Genomic DNA, 21471 nt, shown 5'->3' on the forward strand with positions numbered 1-21471 from the left:
TACATAGATAGGGTTAGCGCTGACGCATAACCCCTTCTTGAATTGTTGAGGCAACCAAGTTGCCTTGGCGATCAAAAAATTGCCCTCTTACCAGCCCTCTGCCTGAGCTCGCACTCGGGCTGTCTATGGTGTATAAAATCCAGTCGTCTAATCTAAACGAGCGATGAAACCACATTGCATGGTCAATTGTTGCAACCTGCATATTTGGCTGCATAAACGACACGCCATGCGGCTGTAATGCCGTTGGTAAAAACTCAAAGTCAGACGCATAAGCCAATAAGTAATTATGAATACGCTGATCATCGGGCATATCACCATTTGCTCTAAACCAAATATGTTTAACTGGCTCAATCGCTTCTGGTTTAAAGGGGTTATGAAATGTCACAGGGCGCATTTCAATAGGCATTTCGCGAATAAATTTATTACGAATCACCTCGGGTATATGCTCAGCATTTTCTTGATAAAACTCAAGCGACGAACGTAGCTCTTCCGGTTGCGGTACATCTGGCATCGTTGCCTGATGCGAAAGTCCGTCTTCAACCGCCTGAAAAGATGCAGTCATATAAAAAATAGGCTTACCGTATTGAATTGCACTTACACGACGGGTACTAAAGCTTTTGCCATCGCGAATAGTTTCAACATCGTAAACGATAGGTTTAGCAGCATCACCTGGGCGTAAAAAGTAAGAATGTAAAGAGTGAACAATACGTCCAGCCGGTAGGGTTTCCTTTGCTGCTGATAGCGCTTGCCCCATAACCTGACCACCAAAAACAGCTCTAAAACCCAAATCTTGGCTTTGCCCTCGATATAACCCTTGCTCTATTTCTTCAAGTGTTAATAACGATAATAAATCATCTAAAACTTGGCTCATTATATGTTCCTCAATTCCCTAATAACTTAATGATACTATAGACTACAACTATGTAAATCTTTGTTAGGAATACAACTATGGCTTACTGGCTGTTTAAAACCGAACCCGATGCTTTTTCAATTGACGACCTAAAACACGCACCTAATCAAACAACATTGTGGGAAGGTGTACGAAATTACCAAGCCCGAAATTTTTTGCGTGATGATGTTAAAGAAGGCGATTTAGTGATGATTTATCACTCAAGCTGCAAAAACGTAGGTGTAGCGGGTATAGCAAAGATAACAAGCGCGGCCTATCCAGATCCTACTCAATTTGACCTAAATAGCGATTATTATGACCCTAAAGCCACCAGCGATTCACCGCGTTGGGTAGTCGTTGACGTAACCTATCACCAACATTTGAATAAACTGGTTAGCTTAAAATCTATAAAAGCAAACGACAGTATTACAGAATTGGCACTAAAAAAAGCAGGAAGATTATCGGTTATGCCCGTAACAGAACACGATTGGAATGAAATTATGAATATGGCTAAAGAGTAAAGTTGTAACGCCGTACTTATTTTTTTACTGCTTTTTTCTTTTTGTGCCCGTGCTTGGGCACAATGGCAAAATACATAATGAGCCCTAACCACGAAAAAAAGATGATACCGATGAGCCAACCGTTTTTTTCGTGGCCTTGCGTACGCTTACTGTTTAGTACAATGACTACAGGTAAAATGTACGCACTTAAAATAACAATTAAAAATATAACTTCATTCATTATTTTTCCAAGCTTGACCAATCAACTTCGCCGCTCAATACACGCTCAACAGAAATATAGTGGAGAATATCTCCTTCACTCACTTTATAATCCAAAGGTGGATTTAAGTCCATATTTTGAGCACTCAAGTTATGTGCAACACCCAACAAAATAGCGTCGTGCTGCCTTTTAAAATGATTAAACAAGGTGCCAAATTCCATTTCCTTACAGCCACTGGGTACTTTTAAGCTAAATTGTGTATCACCATGTAATGTAGAAAGCAGTTCTTCTTGTACTCGACTAGAGCCGGGGTCTTGCATTGAACGAACTAATATTTCAGCCGACTTAGCACTGCTACATTCTATATTTTGACAATGCTCCAGTAGCATATCGACCTTGGTTTCATCTAAAAAGTGAGCACTAATATGACACTCATCTTTTACTAAGCGGCTAATACGCAGCGCAGTAGTAAATGTTTGGTCGTCGTCTTGCCCATCAATAATTACTTTATCGGCGTGACTGATTGCTACACGCTCTAACTCTGCTAAATCAGTAAAGCTAGAAAGACGCGCAAAATCAACCTGCTCATTTGCTAAAAACGGATGATCCATCTGCTCTGTTACCGCGAGTAAAATACGACGTTCAGTGCGCTTTGTATCCGCCAAAATGTAATCAATCATTTTTTTAGTTCTGGTATCGTGCCAACCAAAAATAATGATGTGGTTATTACTGTGAGCAAAATCTTTATCACCAGTCATAGCGTGCCTAATTAAATAAGTAACAGTTTGCCCTGCTTTTCCAAGCAAAACACCAAATAAAGCTAAACCAAACGGAATTTGTATTAAAGCAACCACCCATCGACCAAGCTCTGTTGTCGGGCTAAAATCACCATATCCTACTGTTGACGTTGTCACTGTGTAATAGTAAAAAAAAGTGGTTATAGAGGTTAATGCCTGTTCATTAGCAGCATACAGTAGCAACCAGGTTACGAGCATATGAGTTAAAATTGCAAAGGTCACTGCTTGCCAGCTCAATTGATCAATATGAGCGCGAACAAGTAACGCTAACCTTTTAAATATCACCGGCATAATACAAAATCTTTGTTATTAAATTATCTATAAACAGTACGTTACTGTATGCCTTAGTTTTAATCAACGTTTAAGGTATAGACAGTATGAAACTGTCCCCTGTAATACTAATTGTGATTTGCACATAACCACATTTCGTGATTAATTAATCTACAAACAAACACTAAACTGTATTTTTATGCTTAATAGAATAGCCACCCCATTTACAAAACTGATTGAGCGTTACCTACCCGACCCATTTATATTTGTAATTTTGCTTACACTTATCACATTTGCCGCTGCCAGTATATTTACCCCTTCCAGCAGTATTAATGTACTGCATGCGTGGGGCAATGGATTTTGGAACCTATTGAGCTTTGCTATGCAAATGCTGCTTGTACTTATTACAGGCTACATGCTGGCAAGTACACCTCTCATTAGCAAAGTATTAGAGAAACTAGCAACCTTAGCCAACACCGCGCCTAAAGCAATTATATTAGTTACTTTTATCTCACTTTTAGCAAGCTGGCTAAACTGGGGATTTGGCCTTGTTATTGGTGCATTGTTTGCCAAAGCTATTGCAAAACATACCCGTGTAGATTATCGATTATTAGTAGCCAGTGCCTATACTGGCTTTGTTGTATGGCATGGCGGCCTTGCAGGTTCAATTCCGCTAACTATTGCAACACCAGGACACTTTTCACAGGCAAGTATTGGTGTTGTTAGTACAGATCAAACCTTATTTGCTGGTTTTAATATTGCCATTTTGATTGGTTTATTTATTATCGTCCCATTAGTAAATCGCTACATGTTACCCAGTGACAACGACAGCGTTTATATTGATCCAACCCTATTAAACACCCGCACACCTGCAGCAAGTAAAATAACGCGTCCTTCGCAACATTTAGAACAAAGCAAACTGCTAGGTATGAGCATTGGCTTAATGGGGCTTGCCTACTTAAGCTATTACTTTTTTATCTCTGGTGGCGGCTTAAACCTCAACAGTGTAATTGCCCTGTTTTTGTTTTTAGCTATTACGCTACATCAAACTCCTCACAATGTGCTTAATAGCTTACAACAAGCAATTCCGAGTGGTGCGGGAATTGTAATTCAGTTCCCTTTTTATGCCGGTATTATGGCGGTCATGGTCGATACAGGGTTAGCACAGCAGATATCACAAGGCTTTATTGCCATTGCGGATGCCGATAGCTTGCCATTTTATAGTTTTATTAGTGCAGGACTCGTTAATGTGTTTGTGCCCTCCGGTGGCGGACAATGGGCGGTACAAGCACCTATTGTTATCCCTGCAGCACAAGAACTTGGCGCCGATATATCCCGTGTTGCTATGGCTGTGGCATGGGGAGATGCGTGGACCAATTTAATTCAACCTTTTTGGGCACTGCCCGTATTAGCTATAGCGGGCCTAAAGGCAAGAGATATTATGGGCTTTTGCGTGGTACAACTGATTATTACTGGGGTATTTATATCGCTGGTATTGAGCTTTTATTAATAAAGCTTTGCGCGTAGTTAAAAATTAACTGCGCGCACAATTATCAGCTAGACAAAATTGTCATCGGCAAACTGAGTATTGGATTGTCAGAATCTGCAAAATGCATCATCACTGCTACATGCCCTGCAACTACAAGTGCGTACATAACGGCTGAAAAACCTTGTCCGTATTTATCTAGTGGTATTAAATGCGAGTAATGTCGTCCGCGCCATTCAAACACAATTTCTAGCGCCCCAACAAATAAAAAGAACACCAGTAACATTAATCCAAATGTATAACTAAGCCATAAGCCAAAAAACACACCCAGCAAGCATACACTTAGTCCAATCCATGAGCGCATAGAAAAGCTGATACTCTTTAATACATGCCCACCATCTAGCGGTAAAATTGGCAGTAAGTTAAATAAATTAAGCAATGCACTGAGTACCGCAACACCAGCAAATATTTCCATCTCCGTGGCGTAATATAAAACAACACCCAACACAGAGGTTATTAAGCCAAAAGCAGGCCCCATGAGCGATATGACCACATCTTGCCAGCGGGTTGTTATTTTATCGTCACTGACAGCTAAGCCACCCACAAATGGGATTAAGTAAATACCTTTGGTTTTTATGCCAAAGTACTTCATAGCTCTTACATGCCCATACTCATGCACCACTAAACACGCAATAAGCATAAGCGCAAATTCAATGCTAAATAACCAGGCATACCCAGCAACAGATGCACCTGCCAACGCAGCCTTTACTACTTTTGCGCTTTTAAATAGTTTAAAACCTAACGCAGCAAAACCTAAAAAACCCCTTTTAGGTTCACCATTAACTGGGGCTGGTAAAGCGAGCTGGGTAGCAAATTGCTCATCTACAAATAACGAAATACTTTGCTCGGCAGTTGTGCTGGTATCTATGCCTATTAATTTATCTTGAAAGTTAAATTGATAGTAATGTTCTCGAGGAGTATCAAACGCAATAGCTTGCTGGTTATGAAATACTTGTACTATTTGCTGCCCAGAAACCATTAATGAAAATGGCTGGTCAGCCAAGGTTAGGTCTATTCTTATCATAATTAAAGCCATTTAAAATAATCGCGCTAGTATACCGTTTGGCTAAAAAAACACGAGGGCAGGCGTTAACTATTGTATTAAATTTAAGTACCTAACAATAGCTAACGCTGCGAGTGAAAGGTTACTTTTCTTCTTCAGGATGTTCGTCTTCTTCACTTACAATATGCGCACTGCTGGCCAAACGCTTACGCCAGCGTTGCTTTGCCACTGCACGCATATTGGTTGACTGATCGCGTTCGTCGACTATTTCTAAGCCCATTAGTGATTCAATCATATCCTCAAGCGTTACTATGCCGCGCACTTCTCCATATTCATCCACGACTAAACATATGTGCGTACGCTGAGTTAGTAGCGTTTGCAATAATGACGATACATTTTGAGATGTGGGTACTGTGTAGATTGGTTTGATCAGCTTACTGATTTTATAATCGGTGCCTAAACGATGATACGCCAACATAATATCGTTTTTATGCACAAAACCGACAATGTCGTCGGCATCTTTATCAAATATTAATACGCGGGAAAACGATGACGAACCGTGCTCATTTAAATATTGGTTTACTGTTAAGTCTTTATGTACTTTAAAAATAACTGTGCGTGGCGTCATTAAATCAGACAATTTTGCATGCCTAAAATGCAAAAGATTACGAATAATTTCAGACTCATCTTCGTGCAAAGCGCCCGATTCAGTGCCAATATCGGCCATGGCTTCTATTTCTTGGCGAATATAGTAAGCCTCGTCGTGCTTTGGCCCCATTAGGTTTGTTAACTTTTGCGCACACCATACAAAGGGCTTTAGCGAAATCACCAAAAACCGTAAAGAGTAGGTAACACTTGGCGTTAAGGCACGCCAGTAATTAGCACCCAGAGTTTTTGGAATAATTTCAGAAAGAACCAATACCAATAAGGTCATAATTGCTGAGGCAATCCCCACTGCAGCATCAGAAAAAACCACGGCCGCTTGCGCCCCTACACCCGCCGCACCCGCTGTATGCGCGATGGTGTTTAAAGTCAAAATGGCTGCCAGTGGCTGATCTATATTATTTTTTAGTTTTTCAAGTTGCTTAGCAAGCACAGGTTGCTCTTTTCTGAGTGATGCAACATAGCTTGGCGAAATGCTTAACAGCACCGCTTCCATCACAGAGCACAAAAACGAAATAACAATGGCCACAACCATATAAACAATCAGTAAAGTCACTTTTTCTCCTTTATATTGGATATGTGAGCATGGTAACAATACATGCTATATTTGACCAAATACCCAATAATAACAGGCACAATAATGAAATTTAATGCACCTTGGCTTTACCGCAACAAGCAATTTAAACGAGCCTTAGGTTTATTAGCCTTTAGCAGTTTAAGCTTTGCAGCAATTGCTGAACCATTGGACAAATCAAAAATTCAGTTTATCGGCCCCTTGGCCGAAGATATGCAATTAAAACCTTTTCAAACGCCGCATGGCTCAGCCATTATCAACAACCTTTTGCCACAATTACAAGCAAACTCAGACAGTTTTTCTATTTTCGGTAAAAAACAAAGCTGGCAGCCATTCAATAAAGTAAGCGCACTCACCCTTGGCGGACTGCAAGCACTAAAATTTAATATTGAAACAGAGCGTTTTACACAAGGCACCTTAACATTAAAAGGGATTGAAAAGGGGCAATTATTTATTAATGGCGAACCCCAAAAAGGGGATAAAAACAGTTATAAGCTTGCATTAACTAACTCTACCCACAGCGTTATTATTTTGGCGCAACAAGTCGCAAACTGGAATGATGTGGTGATTGATTTCACCCCTAAGAGTGACACTGATAAAATTACGCTAAATACATCATACACAAAGCGCTTATCAGCAAAGCAACTGTTTGATGCGCCGACCATGAGTAATATATCTTTAGCGCCTAACGCCGAGCAATACATAACCACCAAGCGCACTTACGACGATAAAACTCAAAATAAAGCCAACTTAGTTACCGAGTTAAAAAATACAGACAACTCAACTGTCTATCGATTTGAAGATGGACAACCAAGTAACATTATTTGGAGCCCAGATAATCAGTACTTAGTGTATTTATTAAAGGGTGAGCTTAAACAGCTTAATCGTAAAAGCTTAGCCATTAAAACACTGGCAAGCGACTTAGCCGGCGCCAGTGGTTTCACCTTTTTTAACGACACCAGCCTAGTATTTAGCTGGTCAAAATCACCAGAAAGCAGCAACAACTTAACCAAGCATTACAAAGGCCTTCAAGATCGTTGGTCGTATGCGCGCACTACCAGCCAACTTTATATGCTTGATACTAAAAGTGGCTTAACAAAAGCGCTTAGCCAAGGCCCGCTTTCTCATAGCTTTGAAGATTTAAATAGTACGCGTGGAAAAATATTAATGAGCCGTTCGGTTATGGCTATGCAAGCGTCTACACATCCTGAGACAGAGCTCGTTGAGCTGGATATAAAATCAAACAAGCTTTTGTCACTTGGTAAATTTAAAACATTTAACCAAGCAAAATACGCAAACAAAGACGTGTATGTTGTTGCAGGCCCCGACTTTAAAAATGGTGCTGGCAGAGCGTTGCCAAAGTCAATGCTTGCTAATAACTACGACGGACAGCTTTACCTGTTAACTAACAACGGTAAAAATGTCACTGCGCTCAGTAAACAATTCGACCCATCGACAAGTCAGCTAAGCGTGTTAGAAAACGGCGATGCGGTACTTAAAGTGACCGAAAAAGACACCCAACCACTGTATTTATTTGACCTCAGTAAGCAGCGCTTTAAAAAGTTAAATACCAATGTGGATATTGTAGAAAAATTTAGCGTTTCACATGGGCGCAATTCACAAGTTTTAATCACTGGCACAAGTGCTTTAGCACCGCAACAACTAAAACGCCTTAATATTAGTAAAAACAAAACCGATCTTATCTGGGATTCAAAGCCAATCGCTTATGCCAATACAACAATACCCACCCTTGAAGAGTTTAACTTTACTAATAAAAGTGGCGTTGAAATAACCGGGCGTGTTTATGTGCCAAGTAACCTAGATAAAACTAAAAAGTACCCTGCACTTGTTTATTATTACGGTGGTACATCACCTGTTACCCGTGGTTTTACTGGCCGTTACCCATTTAACTTATGGGCCGAAAACGGCTATGTCGTTTATGTAGTACAACCTACCGGCGCAACAGGTTTTGGACAAAAGTTCTCAGCACAACACGTCAATGCATGGGGTGATTACACCGCCGACGATATTATCGAAGGAACACAGGCTTTTTTAAAACAATACGACTACGTAGATAACACTAAGGTCGGTAATTTAGGTGCCTCTTATGGTGGCTTTATGACCATGCTATTGGCAACAAAAACCGATTTATTTAGCGCCTCTATTTCCCACGCGGGTATTTCAAACTTAACCTCTTATTGGGGCGAAGGGTGGTGGGGCTACTTATACTCTGGTGAGGCATCTAAAAACAGCTTCCCATGGAATAACGCCAATCTGTATAGCCAACATAGTCCGGTATTTCATGCAGACAAAGTAACCACACCATTACTGCTTATTCATGGTGACAGTGATACTAACGTACCCGTAGGCGAGAGCTTAACAATGTACACCGCACTTAAACTACTAAATAAAGACGTGGAGCTTATTGAGTACAAAGGCGCCGATCATCAAATTTTTGCGCGCGATAAACGCTTTAACTGGTGGAATACTATGTTGGCATATTTTGATAAAAAACTAAAAGACGAACCACAATGGTGGGATTCTATGTACGAAAATAAGTAATTTAAACCGGAATTTTATATCTTTATGAAAAGCGCCCTTGAATATGGGGCGCTTTTTTGATTTTTTATAATTATTTTAATATTTTTGAAATATTAAGTTACTTAAAACTAGCATGTAACCCCTTCTCAGTATTTACCTAATGGTGCTACCATACAAAGCTACAAGCATTTAAAATAAAGTACTATGGCTATTAATGTTTTATTGGTTGAAGACGATGAAATACTCGTTAAACGCATTCAAAATCACTTTGCAGAGACCGAATTTACAATAGAAGTAGACTCAACTGGCGCTGATGCATTGAGCATCGTTAGGCAGCGAGTAAACCTGCGTGATGCATTTACCCTCGCTATTATTGATATTGTACTGCCTAAAATAGACGGCCTTCAGCTCGCCAAAGAACTTAACACACTAACAGATATTGGTGTTATTGTGCTTTCTAGTCGTGATTCACAAGCAGATCGAATAGCAGGCCTTGCCCAAGGTGCTGACGACTATATTTGTAAGCCTGTTGATTTGCTTGAGCTTGAACTGCGCATGCGCGCTTTGTATAAACGCGTTGCCGTTAATATGGATAGCGACGAAAGTGAAGAGTTTATTGAATACGCCGACTTTAAATTACACCCCGATAATCGCACCCTTATTACCTCCTCGGGTGTTGAATCACGTTTAACTGAAGCAGAGCACAAAGTACTTATTTGCTTAATAAGTAATGCAGGTAAAGCCACTTCACGTGAAAAAATATCTGAAGAAATAGGCCAACCAGATTGGAGTCCTAACGATCGTACAGTCGATGTTCTTATTGGTCGATTACGTAAAAAATTAAACGATGAAAAAGATCAAAAGCGTATTGTCACTGTGCGCGGTAAAGGTTACATGCTCTCTTTATAGCCGCTAGTAAAAACAGTTTAGCCTCAATTTTAGCTACTTAGTAAGTTGAGCAATTAAGCGCTCAAAGGCTCTGTAATTTAATGCCTCTTTTAAATCGTCTAAGCTAATTTTTTCATTTCCTTTTAAATCGCTAATCGTACGCGCTACTTTAATAACTCTATGGTAAGAACGCGGTGATAAAGACAGCTTTTCACTGGCCTTAGCCAAAAACTGCAGCTCTGCTGGGGCAAGCTCACAGTGAATACTCATCTCTTTATTATTTAGCCGCGCATTCACTTTGCCTTGGCGTTTTAACTGTATGTAATAAGCCGCTTCTACCCGTGCACGTACTTGTGCACTGGTTTCTTCTTGCTTAGTGCTTTGCAGTTCTACGCTAGTTAACCGTGGTAGCTCTATTTGCAAATCAATACGGTCAACAAATGGGCCTGATACACGAGATAAATAACGTATAACTTGATCGGGTGTTGCTCTTTTATCGGTATGGCTTCCCGTAGGACTTGGGTTTAACGCTGTAATGAGCTGAAACTGCGCAGGAAACTCCATTTGCCGCGCCGCACGCGAAATAGTTACCGTACCGGTTTCCATTGGCTCACGAAGGGAGTCGAGCACTTTGCGCTCAAACTCTGGTAGCTCGTCTAAAAATAATACCCCATTGTGTGCCAGCGAAATTTCACCCGGCTTAGGGTTTGATGACCCCCCCACTAATGCAACCGCCGAGCAGGTATGATGAGGATTACGAAAAGGGCGTTGCCGCCAGTTTGTTAAATCGATTGAATGACCAATAATTGAATAAAGTGCGGCAGTTGAAAGTGCCTCATCATCAGACATAGCCGGCATTATTGTGGCCATTCGTTGAGCAAGCATTGATTTACCGGTTCCCGGTGGACCTAAAAATAGCAGGTTGTGCCCGCCTGCAGCGGCTATTTCTAATACACGTTTAGCGCCGGGTTGACCTTTTACGTCGCTCAAATCGAGTAAAAAGTCAGGTGCTTGCGTACAGTCTGGATACTCTATATTTAACGGCAACGGCTGTTGGTTTAGTAAATCACCCCATACTTCTTGAATCGAACTTACCGCTTTGCGCTTTACGCCATTTACAAGGCTTGCCAGGCTATCATTAGCGATGGGCAAAAAACAGCAGCGGTTTTGTTCCTTAGCTGCAAGCACAGAGGGCAAAATAGCATTTACTCCACGTACCTCACCGTTGAGTGCAAGCTCACCGTAAAACTCATATTTATGAATATCAGGGCACACTATTTGCCCTGATGCCACCAAAATGCCTACGGCAATTGCCAAATCAAACCGGCCACCGTCTTTGGGTAAATCAGCTGGGGCTAAATTAACAGTAATGCGTTGATCAGGAAAACCAAATTGAGAGTTTTCAAGCGCGCTACGCACTCTGTCTTTTGACTCTTTAACAGAGGCTTCGGGAAGGCCTACAATGTGGAATGCGGGTAAACCAGTTCCTAAGTGAACCTCTACAATAACTTCAGGGGCATTAATACCCACCTGAGCACGAGAATATATACGAGCTAATGACATTCCTTATCCTAATCAATCCTATGATTAAGTAAGTTTAGTCAGGATATTTAAAAACGTGTAATGTGATTTTCCATTTTATTGCTGAAAAACGTAAGAATAATGTCATCAACATTGCCAATACCATCGCCAGCTCAGTCACAAATGAAAAATGCACACTAAGTGTATAAACAATACCACCCGCAATACAGGTAATGGCGTAGAGCTCTCCTTTTAACAGCATAGGGATTTCGCGAGCGAGTACGTCACGTATTAAGCCTCCAAAACAAGCCGTTATGACTCCCATTATGATTGCTGTCATTTCTGGCATACCTGCAAGTAGTGCTTTTTGAGTACCCATTACAGCAAAAAAAGCCAAACCGAATGCGTCTGCTATTTGAAGTGTGTAATACGGAATAGATTTTTGCTTATTAATAAGCCGAGATGTAATAAGTACAGCAGCTAAAATAGCAAAAAAATAGCTTTGATCATGTAGCCAAAATACAGGAACGTCTAGAATCACATCGCGAACAGTTCCCCCACCAATAGCGGTCACTGTTGCTAATACTACCACCCCAAAACCATCCATTTTTTTCTCGTAGGCCACCAATGTGCCTGAAATAGCAAACACAGCAATGCCGATTAAATCAAACCAGTGATACAGTTCTGTCATGTAAAAGTACACTTAAAAATATTTCAGCCGTTTTAACATACCCAGCACGAGGTGTTAAGTAATAACGAATTTAAAATGATTGGTATAGTATATGTGGTAAGTGTAATAACCACTTTGTTATTAAAAATCACTGAATTTCAGGCAAAAAAACACGCTTTTAGCGTGTTACTTTAATAGTGCTTTTATTTCAGTGTTTGCGGGAGCCGGATTTAAATAAGTGACCTTTGCTGGCTAATGGAGAGCTGAGACCGACGAGCTACCCATTTCACTGAATTTCAGGCATAAAAAAGCACGCTTTTAGCGTGTTACTCTAATAGTGCTTTTTATTTCAGTGGTTGCGGGAGCCGGATTTTAACAGATGGCCTTTGCTGGCTAATGAAGAGCTGAGACCGACGAGCTACCCATTTCACTGAATTTCAGGCATAAAAAAACACGCTTTTAGCGTGTTGCTTTATATAGTGCTTTTATTTCAGTGATTGCAGGAGCTGGATTTTAATAGATGGCCTTTGCTGGCTAATGGAGAGCTGAGACCGACGAGCTACCCATTTCACTGAATTTCAGGCATAAAAAAACACGCTTTTAGCGTGTTACTTTAATAGTGCTTTTTATTTCAGTGGTTGCGGGAGCCGGATTTTAATAGATGGCCTTTGCTAGCTAATGAAGAACTGAGACCGACGAGCTACCCATTTCACTGAATTTCAGGCATAAAAAAACACGCTTTTAGCGTGTTACTTTAATAGTGCTTTTTATTTCAGTGGTTGCGGGAGCCGGATTTGAACCGACGACCTTCGGGTTATGAGCCCGACGAGCTACCAGGCTGCTCCATCCCGCGCCTGAAATATGCATACTTATTTAACGTTGCTTACATTACAACGTGGCGTCCAATTTAATGTAAAAAATTGGTTGCGGGAGCCGGATTTGAACCGACGACCTTCGGGTTATGAGCCCGACGAGCTACCAGGCTGCTCCATCCCGCGCCTGTATATTTAAAGTCTATCGACTACTTAATTTAATCTCTTAAGTTAGAGTTTACAGTAACCTCACCCCATAAAGGAAATTGGTTGCGGGAGCCGGATTTGAACCGACGACCTTCGGGTTATGAGCCCGACGAGCTACCAGGCTGCTCCATCCCGCGCCTGTAATTTCTTTAAAACATTTTCGTAATATTTACGAGCCTGCCTTGAAGAGAGCGCTACTATATAGGAATAAACTTATAATGCAAGGCTTTAACTACCTAAAACTATTCAAGTGAACAAAAAGCAATCAAAACTCTATTCTATACTCGCTCTTTGATGAGGAGTAATCATTTTTTGAAACTCCCAATCAGGGTGCCCCATTACAATAAAGTCTGGGTTTTCAGTGCTCTCGCGTTGGTTATAGGTTAAAGGGTTAAACTCTGCATCAGTAATGCAACCGCCCGCTTCTTCTACAATAACTTGTGAAGCCCCTGTGTCCCACTCACCCGTTGGGCCTATTCTTAAAAAGCAGTCCGCTTTACCCTCAGCAACAATACATGCTTTTAACGAGCACGAACCAACCGCAATGGTTGTAAATTGGCTATTTAAGTATTGACTCACCGACTCAATTTTCTGACGGCGACTTACCGCTAGTGTTAAACTTTCAGGCGGAGCTACGTATATTCGTGTGTCGCTCTTTTCTTCACGCTTAAAAGCACCATTTTTAGCACTCGCAAAGTAAGTAATACCTTTTGACGGCCAATGAATTACACCCAACACAGGGTGGTTATTTTCAATAAGCGCAATGTTTACCGCAAAATCACCACTTTCTAAAATAAATTCACCTGTGCCATCCATGGGATCAAGTAACCAATAACGCTGCCAATCTTGCCTATCGGCTAATGCAGGGATAGGCGTTTCTTCCGACATGATTGGAATATCAGGCGCAAGTGCCTTTAAGCCTGCAACAAGCACATCATTTGCAGCTAAATCGGCTTTAGTTACTGGTGTGTGGTCTGATTTTTCTTGTTGGCCAATATCATCTTTTTTGTATATAGCCATAATGGCATCGCCTGCACGTTCGGCTAATTCAATACAAGGTTCTAATAATTTATTCATCGGCAGCTCCAGATGCTAAGTACTTATCTAATAATAGCAAAGCGGCAACACTTCGTGCTTCGGTAAAATCATCTTGCTCTAATAATGACTGCCATTGCGTTAATGGCCACTTAACAACAACTAAAGGCTCAGGCTCGTCGCCTGGAAGTGTTTGCGGATATAATTGCTTAGCAAATAAAATATGCATGGTGGCATTAAAATAACTAGGTGCCATGGTCACTGTTTTTAATGGTTTAAAAAAGTCTGCGCCAAAACCTACTTCTTCTTTAAGTTCTCTATTAGCAGCTTGCTCTGGTGTTTCGCCTGGGTCGATCAGTCCTTTAGGAAAGCCTAGCTGGTAGTCATTGGTGCCCGCGCAATACTCACGCACTAGCAGCATTTCGTTATCAGCCGTTATAGGCACAATCATTACAGCGCCTCTGCCACCACCTCGAATACGTTCATACTGACGCTCTTCGTCATTCGAAAATTTTAGCTCTAAAGATTCCACAGTAAATAGGCGACTTTTAGCGACAACATTATTACTTAGGATTTGAGGAGGTGTTGGATGCTTTTTCTGTGTCATTGGCGTTAATTTGCTATCATGGCAGTTGTGCTTAATCATAAACTTTTCACAGGGAAAAGCCCATGCTAAATTGGTCAAAAATCGATACCGTTTTACTTGATATGGACGGAACACTCCTCGATTTACATTATGACAGCCATTTTTGGTTAACTGTTCTTCCACAGCAACACGCCTTAGCGAAAAATATAAGCCTGAGCGAAGCAAAAGAAGATATTTTTAAACGCTACCAAGCTGTAAGCGGCCAAATTGAGTGGTATTGCTTAGATTATTGGGAAGATCAGCTTAAATTACCAATTATGGATTTAAAGCGAGAAACACAGCACCTTATAAAAGTTCGTGACGACGTGCCCTATTTTTTAACGGAGCTAAAAAAAGCAGGAAAAGAGCTTATATTGCTTACCAACGCACATCCAGAAAACGTCATGATGAAATTTGAACACACCGCAATCGATAATTATTTAGATGGTGTAGTGTCGACTCATGAATATGGCGTAAGTAAAGAGCAGCAAAGTTTATGGCACCAAGTACAAAATGATTTAGGATTTAACAAAACACGTACTTTGTTTGTTGATGACAGCATAGCTGTATTAAATGCCGCAAAAGAATACGGCATTGGACACTTACTTGCGGTTGCCAACCCCGACAGTCAGCAACCACACAACGAAATAGCCGATTACTTAAATGTAACCGACTACCGTACTATTATTTAGCTTTTTGGGTAACGTGCCTCAAGGCCTTGATAGACTAATTTTGCGAAGTCTGCATGTTCGGTATCAAGGCTTTTAACTACTTCCACTAAGTGCTCGTTATCTTCTTGCCCGTTCCACACTTTAATGTAGCTACCGTCTTTATAACCATGGTCTTGGCGGAAAAAGTTTAAGGTATTTTTACCAACATAACCACGGTATAAATCGTCAATATCCATGCCCATTTGTGCCATACAACCGGCAAATGCTGATGCATTAAACGCTTTATCTGCAACAGCAGATGCCGCAAGTATTTCTAACGTTTGCTTAAAGTCATCAGCTTGCTGAACTTGGCTCAACTCACTTTCTAATTGCTTTGCTAAGTCTTGATAGCTTGTTTTTCCGTCAATACGTAGCGACAAACCAAAGTGAAAAATATCAACCAATTCTAAAATAACTTGCTCGGTATCGGGTGTTTGTTTTTTCCACCACTTCCAGCCATGATGATCTAGCATTTCGGCACACTCAACCCAAATAGCGCGATACCATTCAAACCCTTGTGTAAACCATTGTTCATGCACTTTTGTATTCATGGCGTTTTGCATTTCTAGCATGACTACTAGCTTATTTAAATTGGCAGACATATCAATTCCTGTCGTTTTTAGTTGTTTTAATAATACAGAGAAAGCGCTGTTTTTGCATTTGCTATGTCTGTTTTAATTATTTTTATCGATTACTGGTAAACTCAGCCCACGACTCGATTAAATCAACAAAGTCTTCAAAACCACAACCACTGCTTAAGTCGTTCTCTTCAAGCATTAAATCATCATCTTGATAGGCAATTAAGTCTTCGCTGTCTTGGTGCAGAGCATGAGCCTCAAATAAGGCCTCATCTTTAGATAAAATTAAATCTATTTCTTGGCCTTTTAGAGTGACTGGCTCAAAACTCGTTTTGACAGACACAATAAGTGCTTGCACCATAGCGACTTTGTCTTTGCCAATTTCTTCGTTTAACCAACGACCTATTATTGCGTGTTCGCTGCTTATTTTAATTCGTAAACCACTAATAGGGTCACGTATAAATTGATATTCCATAGCTATTACTTATTAAACGTTAATAACGCGATTATACCCGTAAATTAGCTGTAACGCCGACCCTAAAAAACAAAATAGCGCCATTGGGCGCTATTTTTGTAAAACGTTTAAATACCTAACTTCGCGAGCGGTATCGTGCCGCATCTATTATCGACCATAAATAAATAATAGGGACTAATACAAAACCAACGAGTACGTAAATAAGTGCGTAACTTATAACAATAGCTAGCGCAAAAAATATAGCCGCTAAAATACGCCCTTGTACTAGTTGCCCTAAACCAGGAAAAAATATATTACACAATGCAGCAATCACATTACCGCCAGACCCTTGATCAGCCATACTCACCTCTGTAGTTAATTAATTTTAAATTTTAGTTATCTACTTACTATCACACTTTATGCCAATTTATTAAAGCTTAAAAATCAGCTAGTTAAATTACGACTCACTAATTACTTTGGTATTTTTTACTAAATATAGGTCAATTTGATTATTTTTATTATTAATTTTAGTCACTTATCCACGCCAAAAACTATCCAGCTGATTGGTTTTAGAGGCTATTTTTATAATAGCTGTTCATAAAAACAGTATTTTATTTAGCCTAACAAAAACACCTGTTATACTGCCCTCAATATTGATTAAAAAGGCGTAACGATGGACGTTTCAGAATTACTCGACGGCTTAAATGACAAACAACGCGATGCCGTTGCAGCCCCATTACAAAACATGCTGGTGTTGGCCGGTGCTGGGTCTGGTAAAACACGAGTGTTAGTTCATCGTATCGCGTGGCTTATGCAAGTTGAACAAGCATCAGCTTATAGTATTTTTGCGGTAACTTTTACCAATAAAGCAGCTAAAGAAATGCGTACCCGCGTTGAAGAAACCTTAAAAGCACCGGTTGGCGGGATGTGGATTGGTACTTTCCATGGTTTATCACACCGTATTTTACGCGCTCATCACCGTGAAGCTAACTTACCAGAAGCCTTTCAAATTTTAGATTCTGATGACCAACTTCGTATGATCAAGCGCTTATTAAAATCAATGAATATTGATGATAAAAAGTGGCCTGCAAAACAGTTTGGTTGGTACATAAGCGCTAAAAAAGACGAAGCACTTCGCCCTAAAGATATTCAAGCTTATGATATAAACGAGCAAATGATGCTGCGTGTATATGCCGCCTACCAGGAAGCGTGTGACAGGGCTGGTTTGGTCGATTTTGCTGAAATACTGCTACGCAGCTATGAAGTATTAAAAAATAACCCGACGTTACTTCGCCACTACCAACAGCGCTTTGCCCACATGCTAGTAGACGAGTTTCAAGATACTAATACCATTCAGTACGCATGGTTAAAGTTACTTGCCGGCGACACAAGCAGCATAATGATTGTTGGCGACGACGACCAAAGTATTTACGGCTGGCGCGGCGCTAAAATAGAAAACATAAAACGTTTTTTAACTGACTTTGATGCTGAAACTATTCGCCTTGAACAAAACTACCGTTCAACCGCAACTATTCTTAAAGCATCTAATGCGCTTATAAAAAATAACTCCGAGCGTATGGGAAAAAGCTTATGGACCGATGGTAACGAAGGCGAGCCTATATCAATTTATGCCGCCTTTAACGAGCTAGACGAAGCCCGCTTTGTGAGTAGCAAATTACGTAGTTGGTTAAATGCTGGTAACGCGTTGCAAGACGCCGCTATTTTATACCGTAGTAACGCGCAATCTCGTGTACTCGAGGAAGCCATGCTGCAAGAAGGCTTAAAATATCGCATTTACGGTGGTATGCGATTCTTCGAGCGTCAAGAAATTAAAGATGCGCTATCGTACCTACGCTTAGTAGGTAATCGCCAAGACGATGCCGCATTTGAGCGTGTAATTAATACTCCTGCTCGCGGTATTGGCGATAAAACATTAAGTCATATACGTGATTGCGCTCGTGCTGAGTCACTTCCGCTTTGGTACGCAGCTAAAGCTATTGTTGAACAACAGCACTTATCAGGCCGAGCAGCTGGCGCTGTAACAAAGTTTGTAGAACTTGTTGAGCACATTGAAGACAAAATTAGCGATCTCACCCTACAAGAACAAGCTAAATACACAATTCAAACCTCTGGCCTTATGGCTATGTACCAAGCTGAAAAAGGCGAAAAAGGCCGTGCCCGCGTAGAAAACTTAGAAGAGCTTATAAGTGCCTGCGATCAGTACGAACTCCCTGAAGAAGAAGAGTTTAGCTCACCACTACAAGGCTTTTTAGCCTATACCTCGCTTGAATCTGGCGAAGGACAAGCCGATGAGCACGAAGATGCCGTGCAGATGATGACTCTGCATTCAGCTAAAGGCTTAGAATTCCCGCTTGTATTTATGGTGGGCGTAGAAGAAGGCATGTTCCCTTCGCAGCAAAGTAATGAAGAGTCTGGCCGCTTAGAAGAAGAACGCCGCCTTTGTTATGTAGGCATGACCCGTGCAATGGATAAACTATACATTAGCCATGCCGAAAGCCGCCGCCTTTATGGACAAGAGAAGTACCATAGTCCTTCACGTTTTTTACGCGAAATCCCTGAAGACTGCGTTGAAGAAATTCGTATTAAAACGCAAGTTTCGCGACCACCGGCAGCTGGTCGCTTTAGTGCATCAGTAAGCCATGCCGCCTTTGAAGACAGCGGCTTTAACTTAGGTCAACGTGTACTGCATGCTAAGTTTGGTATTGGTACGGTACTTAACTATGAAGGTAGCGGTGCACAGTCGCGTGTACAGGTAAACTTTGACGACCTTGGCAGTAAATGGCTAGTAACGGCTTATGCACGATTACAAGCTGTATAAAGCTCACATAAACTCACTAGAAAAAACACTGGTTGGCGCTCATCATCGCCAACTAGTGCTTATTACTGGCAGTACTGTTTGGTGCTACGAGCTGTTAGGTGAATTACTTCAAACTGAAAACACACTCGTCGTTTCTAAAAATACCAGACTAAATAACGCGCAGTGGCCTAATCGTACTCATCAAATTTTAGGGCAAGAATATTCTCATGCCGTATACGATGGCTTTAGTGGCTTGCACCCTGATAAATTAGCAGCTATTGCAGGTACGGTAAAAGCAGGCGGTATTTTATATTTACTGCTACCAGAGCTAAGCGAACTTTCAACTTGGTCAGATCCTGCCTTAAGCACAGTGCAGTCTCACGGGCATAAAGTAAGCTATAGCTTTTTTAATGAACGCATTGCCCGCGTTGTACAATCGTTACCCGCTTATCACTTTAGTGAATTACATGGCTGTACAGGTAATATCAGCAGAGAAAGCTCTGCCAATAAAATAGATTTTGAACCGCAACAGCATTGTGTAGAAAATATAATTAAAGTGGCTCATGGTCGCGCCAATCGCCCTTTACTCATTAATGCCGACAGAGGTCGTGGTAAATCAGCAGCGCTTGGACTTGCTGCCGCCAAGCTTATCGATAAAAAAATACTACTTTGCAGTACACAATTTAAAGCCACTCATAGCAGCTTTAAACATTTAAGTAATGAGTTAAACATACCCTTCGATGGTAAAAGTAAGCAACTTGCTAATTTGCAGTATATTGCTCCAGATTCATTATTAGACTCGTTGCCAGAGTGTGACTTATTACTTGTTGACGAGGCGGCAGCTATTCCAGTTCCTCTGTTATTAAAAATGCTAAAACAGTATCCGCGCATTGTATTTGCAAGTACTTTAGTAGGTTATGAGGGTAATGGTAGAGGCTATACAATTAGGTTTAGTCAGTACATTAAAGCAAAGTATAAAGCCGCTAATATTATCACACTTGATGAACCGTTAAGGTTTGCAAAAGCCGACCCGCTAGAGCGCCATATACGCACTTTGCTCGCACTCGAAGCACAGTACGAAGAAATACAAAGCAATAGCTTAAATAAGCTAGTCCACAGTGAAATTACTCAGCAACAACTCACAAATGACGAGCTGTTACTTGAGCAGGTTATTGCATTACTTGCCTTAGCACATTACCAAAGTAGCGTTAACGATTTACGCCAACTACTTGATGCACCCTCACAACGATTGTTCATAACCCAAACACATAATCACTTAGTGGGGGTGTGTTTAGTTACAATAGAAGGCGGGTTACCCCTCGAGCTAACTGAGCAGGTGCTTAAAGGTGAACGCCGCCCACAAGGGCACCTAATGGCACAAACTCTCTCGCAGCTAAGCAGTGATCCCCAGTGCCTTACCCAACTCTCTGCTCGAGTAGTAAGAATTGCTGTTGCCCCTAATCTTCACAGTCAAGGAGTAGGTAAAGCCCTACTGAGTTTTTGCGAATCAAGAGTAAGTAATGAGTGCTATTGGTTTGGTGCTAGTTTTGGCGCTACGGCTGAGCTATTAAAATTTTGGCAAAGCCAAGGGTTTAGCACTATAAAGCTGGGTTATCAAAAAGATAAAAGCACTAGCGAGCATTCAGCACTCGTTGTGAAATGTTTAAACAACAATACGGGTACACTGAAACTATTAAAAGCTGAATTTCAAACCGATATATTTTATGCTTTACTCACACACTTTAAACACCTTGATTGGCAGCTTGTAAATGTACTTATTTCCTCGTTTACAGATAGACCTATCAGTTCAGACATCAAAAAACGTTTAATACGACAACTTAATAATCACTTTTCTCGATTTAGTATTACAGCTACTATTTGGCAAGTTGTAACTCTGGCACCCTCTGTTGTTAATTGTTTAACGCAAAGTGATAAGCAACTATTAATTAGCTTAATTTTGCAAAATGAAAGCGATACAAACGTCATTGAGCAATTAAATATACAAGGCAAAAAAGAGCTTGAAACATGCTTTAAACAAGCAGTGTTAAAACTAGCTAAAGCCATCAAATAACCCACCCCCTTAATACAATGATTAATTACCACAGTTACTTAAGCTATTTGGTAGATTTGTTCTATTCTTAATACATTAA

19 protein-coding genes and 3 tRNA genes are annotated in these 21471 nt (G+C 40.7%); 7 read left to right on the plus strand and 15 right to left on the minus strand.

The window, feature by feature from the left end; translation table 11 throughout:
- Window positions 1-13: 13 nt before the first annotated feature.
- Window positions 14-871 (minus strand): acyl-CoA thioesterase II, encoded by an 858-nt coding sequence (gene tesB / locus ATS72_RS10655; protein WP_006791363.1) that lies wholly within the window; start codon window positions 869-871, stop codon window positions 14-16.
- A 77-nt stretch (window positions 872-948) separates the two neighbouring features.
- Here tesB and ATS72_RS10660 point away from each other — a divergent pair, with 77 nt between their 5' ends.
- A complete protein-coding gene (locus ATS72_RS10660; protein WP_058429970.1) occupies window positions 949-1410 on the plus strand; it encodes an EVE domain-containing protein in 462 nt (153 codons plus the stop codon).
- A gap of 16 nt (window positions 1411-1426) precedes the next feature.
- On the opposite strand, the gene ATS72_RS10665 is transcribed toward ATS72_RS10660, so the two are convergent.
- Complete coding sequence (locus ATS72_RS10665; RefSeq protein ID WP_006791365.1) at window positions 1427-1630, minus strand: PLDc N-terminal domain-containing protein; 204 nt, start codon at window positions 1628-1630, stop codon at window positions 1427-1429.
- Entirely contained in the window at window positions 1630-2697 is a 1068-nt protein-coding gene (locus ATS72_RS10670) for a potassium channel family protein (protein ID WP_058429969.1), read from the minus strand. Before ATS72_RS10670 ends, ATS72_RS10665 begins: the two co-directional genes overlap by 1 nt.
- A 178-nt stretch (window positions 2698-2875) precedes the next feature.
- On the opposite strand from ATS72_RS10670, the gene ATS72_RS10675 reads away from it, so the two are divergent.
- On the plus strand, window positions 2876-4186 hold the full coding sequence (locus tag ATS72_RS10675; protein ID WP_058429968.1) for a short-chain fatty acid transporter: 1311 nt from the start codon (window positions 2876-2878) through the stop codon (window positions 4184-4186).
- 43 nt (window positions 4187-4229) lie between these two features.
- Here ATS72_RS10675 and ATS72_RS10680 read toward each other — a convergent pair whose 3' ends face one another.
- Together ATS72_RS10680 and ATS72_RS10685 are read right to left on the minus strand one after the other, a co-directional pair.
- Window positions 4230-5246 (minus strand): metalloprotease, encoded by a 1017-nt coding sequence (locus tag ATS72_RS10680; protein ID WP_058429967.1) that lies wholly within the window; start codon window positions 5244-5246, stop codon window positions 4230-4232.
- Window positions 5247-5367: 121 nt separating this feature from the next.
- Window positions 5368-6444, minus strand: a complete 1077-nt coding sequence (locus ATS72_RS10685; RefSeq protein WP_008129553.1) for a hemolysin family protein — start codon at window positions 6442-6444, stop codon at window positions 5368-5370.
- A gap of 84 nt (window positions 6445-6528) precedes the next feature.
- Here ATS72_RS10685 and ATS72_RS10690 point away from each other — a divergent pair, with 84 nt between their 5' ends.
- Together ATS72_RS10690 and ATS72_RS10695 are read left to right on the plus strand one after the other, a co-directional pair.
- Window positions 6529-9024, plus strand: a complete 2496-nt coding sequence (locus ATS72_RS10690) for an alpha/beta hydrolase family protein (RefSeq protein WP_058429966.1) — start codon at window positions 6529-6531, stop codon at window positions 9022-9024.
- 183 nt (window positions 9025-9207) lie between these two features.
- Window positions 9208-9912: a response regulator transcription factor gene (locus tag ATS72_RS10695; protein ID WP_006791373.1), complete on the plus strand. Its 705-nt coding sequence runs from the start codon at window positions 9208-9210 to the stop codon at window positions 9910-9912.
- 33 nt (window positions 9913-9945) lie between these two features.
- On the opposite strand, the gene ATS72_RS10700 is transcribed toward ATS72_RS10695, so the two are convergent.
- The 7 genes from ATS72_RS10700 to nudE form a co-directional block, all read right to left on the minus strand.
- Window positions 9946-11454 carry a YifB family Mg chelatase-like AAA ATPase gene (locus ATS72_RS10700; protein ID WP_006791374.1) on the minus strand — a complete coding sequence of 503 codons (1509 nt, stop codon included), beginning with the start codon at window positions 11452-11454 and terminating at the stop codon, window positions 9946-9948.
- 34 nt (window positions 11455-11488) lie between these two features.
- Entirely contained in the window at window positions 11489-12103 is a 615-nt protein-coding gene (locus ATS72_RS10705; protein WP_058429965.1) for a trimeric intracellular cation channel family protein, read from the minus strand.
- A gap of 755 nt (window positions 12104-12858) precedes the next feature.
- Window positions 12859-12935, minus strand: a tRNA-Met gene (locus ATS72_RS10710).
- A gap of 68 nt (window positions 12936-13003) precedes the next feature.
- Window positions 13004-13080, minus strand: a tRNA-Met gene (locus tag ATS72_RS10715).
- A gap of 81 nt (window positions 13081-13161) precedes the next feature.
- Window positions 13162-13238 (minus strand) — tRNA-Met (locus tag ATS72_RS10720).
- A gap of 136 nt (window positions 13239-13374) precedes the next feature.
- Window positions 13375-14178 (minus strand): 3'(2'),5'-bisphosphate nucleotidase CysQ, encoded by an 804-nt coding sequence (gene cysQ, locus ATS72_RS10725; RefSeq protein ID WP_006791377.1) that lies wholly within the window; start codon window positions 14176-14178, stop codon window positions 13375-13377.
- A complete protein-coding gene (nudE, locus tag ATS72_RS10730; RefSeq protein ID WP_033035276.1) occupies window positions 14171-14743 on the minus strand; it encodes an ADP compounds hydrolase NudE in 573 nt (190 codons plus the stop codon). The genes cysQ and nudE overlap by 8 nt, the downstream gene beginning before the upstream one ends.
- A 62-nt stretch (window positions 14744-14805) precedes the next feature.
- Between nudE and yrfG the strand changes: the two genes are divergently transcribed.
- On the plus strand, window positions 14806-15453 hold the full coding sequence (gene yrfG / locus ATS72_RS10735; RefSeq protein ID WP_006791379.1) for a GMP/IMP nucleotidase: 648 nt from the start codon (window positions 14806-14808) through the stop codon (window positions 15451-15453).
- Here the strand turns inward: yrfG and ATS72_RS10740 are convergent.
- The 3 genes from ATS72_RS10740 to ATS72_RS10750 form a co-directional block, all read right to left on the minus strand.
- Window positions 15450-16073: a dUTP diphosphatase gene (locus ATS72_RS10740; RefSeq protein WP_006791380.1), complete on the minus strand. Its 624-nt coding sequence runs from the start codon at window positions 16071-16073 to the stop codon at window positions 15450-15452. The genes yrfG and ATS72_RS10740 overlap by 4 nt on opposite strands.
- Before the next feature lie 82 nt (window positions 16074-16155).
- Window positions 16156-16524, minus strand: a complete 369-nt coding sequence (locus tag ATS72_RS10745; RefSeq protein WP_058429964.1) for a YacL family protein — start codon at window positions 16522-16524, stop codon at window positions 16156-16158.
- 115 nt (window positions 16525-16639) lie between these two features.
- Window positions 16640-16864: a hypothetical protein gene (locus ATS72_RS10750; RefSeq protein WP_006791382.1), complete on the minus strand. Its 225-nt coding sequence runs from the start codon at window positions 16862-16864 to the stop codon at window positions 16640-16642.
- A gap of 312 nt (window positions 16865-17176) precedes the next feature.
- Here ATS72_RS10750 and uvrD point away from each other — a divergent pair, with 312 nt between their 5' ends.
- Together uvrD and ATS72_RS10760 are read left to right on the plus strand one after the other, a co-directional pair.
- Window positions 17177-19342 carry a DNA helicase II gene (gene uvrD / locus ATS72_RS10755; protein ID WP_006791383.1) on the plus strand — a complete coding sequence of 722 codons (2166 nt, stop codon included), beginning with the start codon at window positions 17177-17179 and terminating at the stop codon, window positions 19340-19342.
- Window positions 19320-21392 carry a GNAT family N-acetyltransferase gene (locus tag ATS72_RS10760; protein WP_058429963.1) on the plus strand — a complete coding sequence of 691 codons (2073 nt, stop codon included), beginning with the start codon at window positions 19320-19322 and terminating at the stop codon, window positions 21390-21392. Before uvrD ends, ATS72_RS10760 begins: the two co-directional genes overlap by 23 nt.
- Window positions 21393-21471: the final 79 nt, after the last annotated feature.

The organism is Pseudoalteromonas sp. 13-15 (assembly GCF_001468205.2).
Lineage (GTDB): Bacteria > Pseudomonadota > Gammaproteobacteria > Enterobacterales > Alteromonadaceae > Pseudoalteromonas > Pseudoalteromonas marina.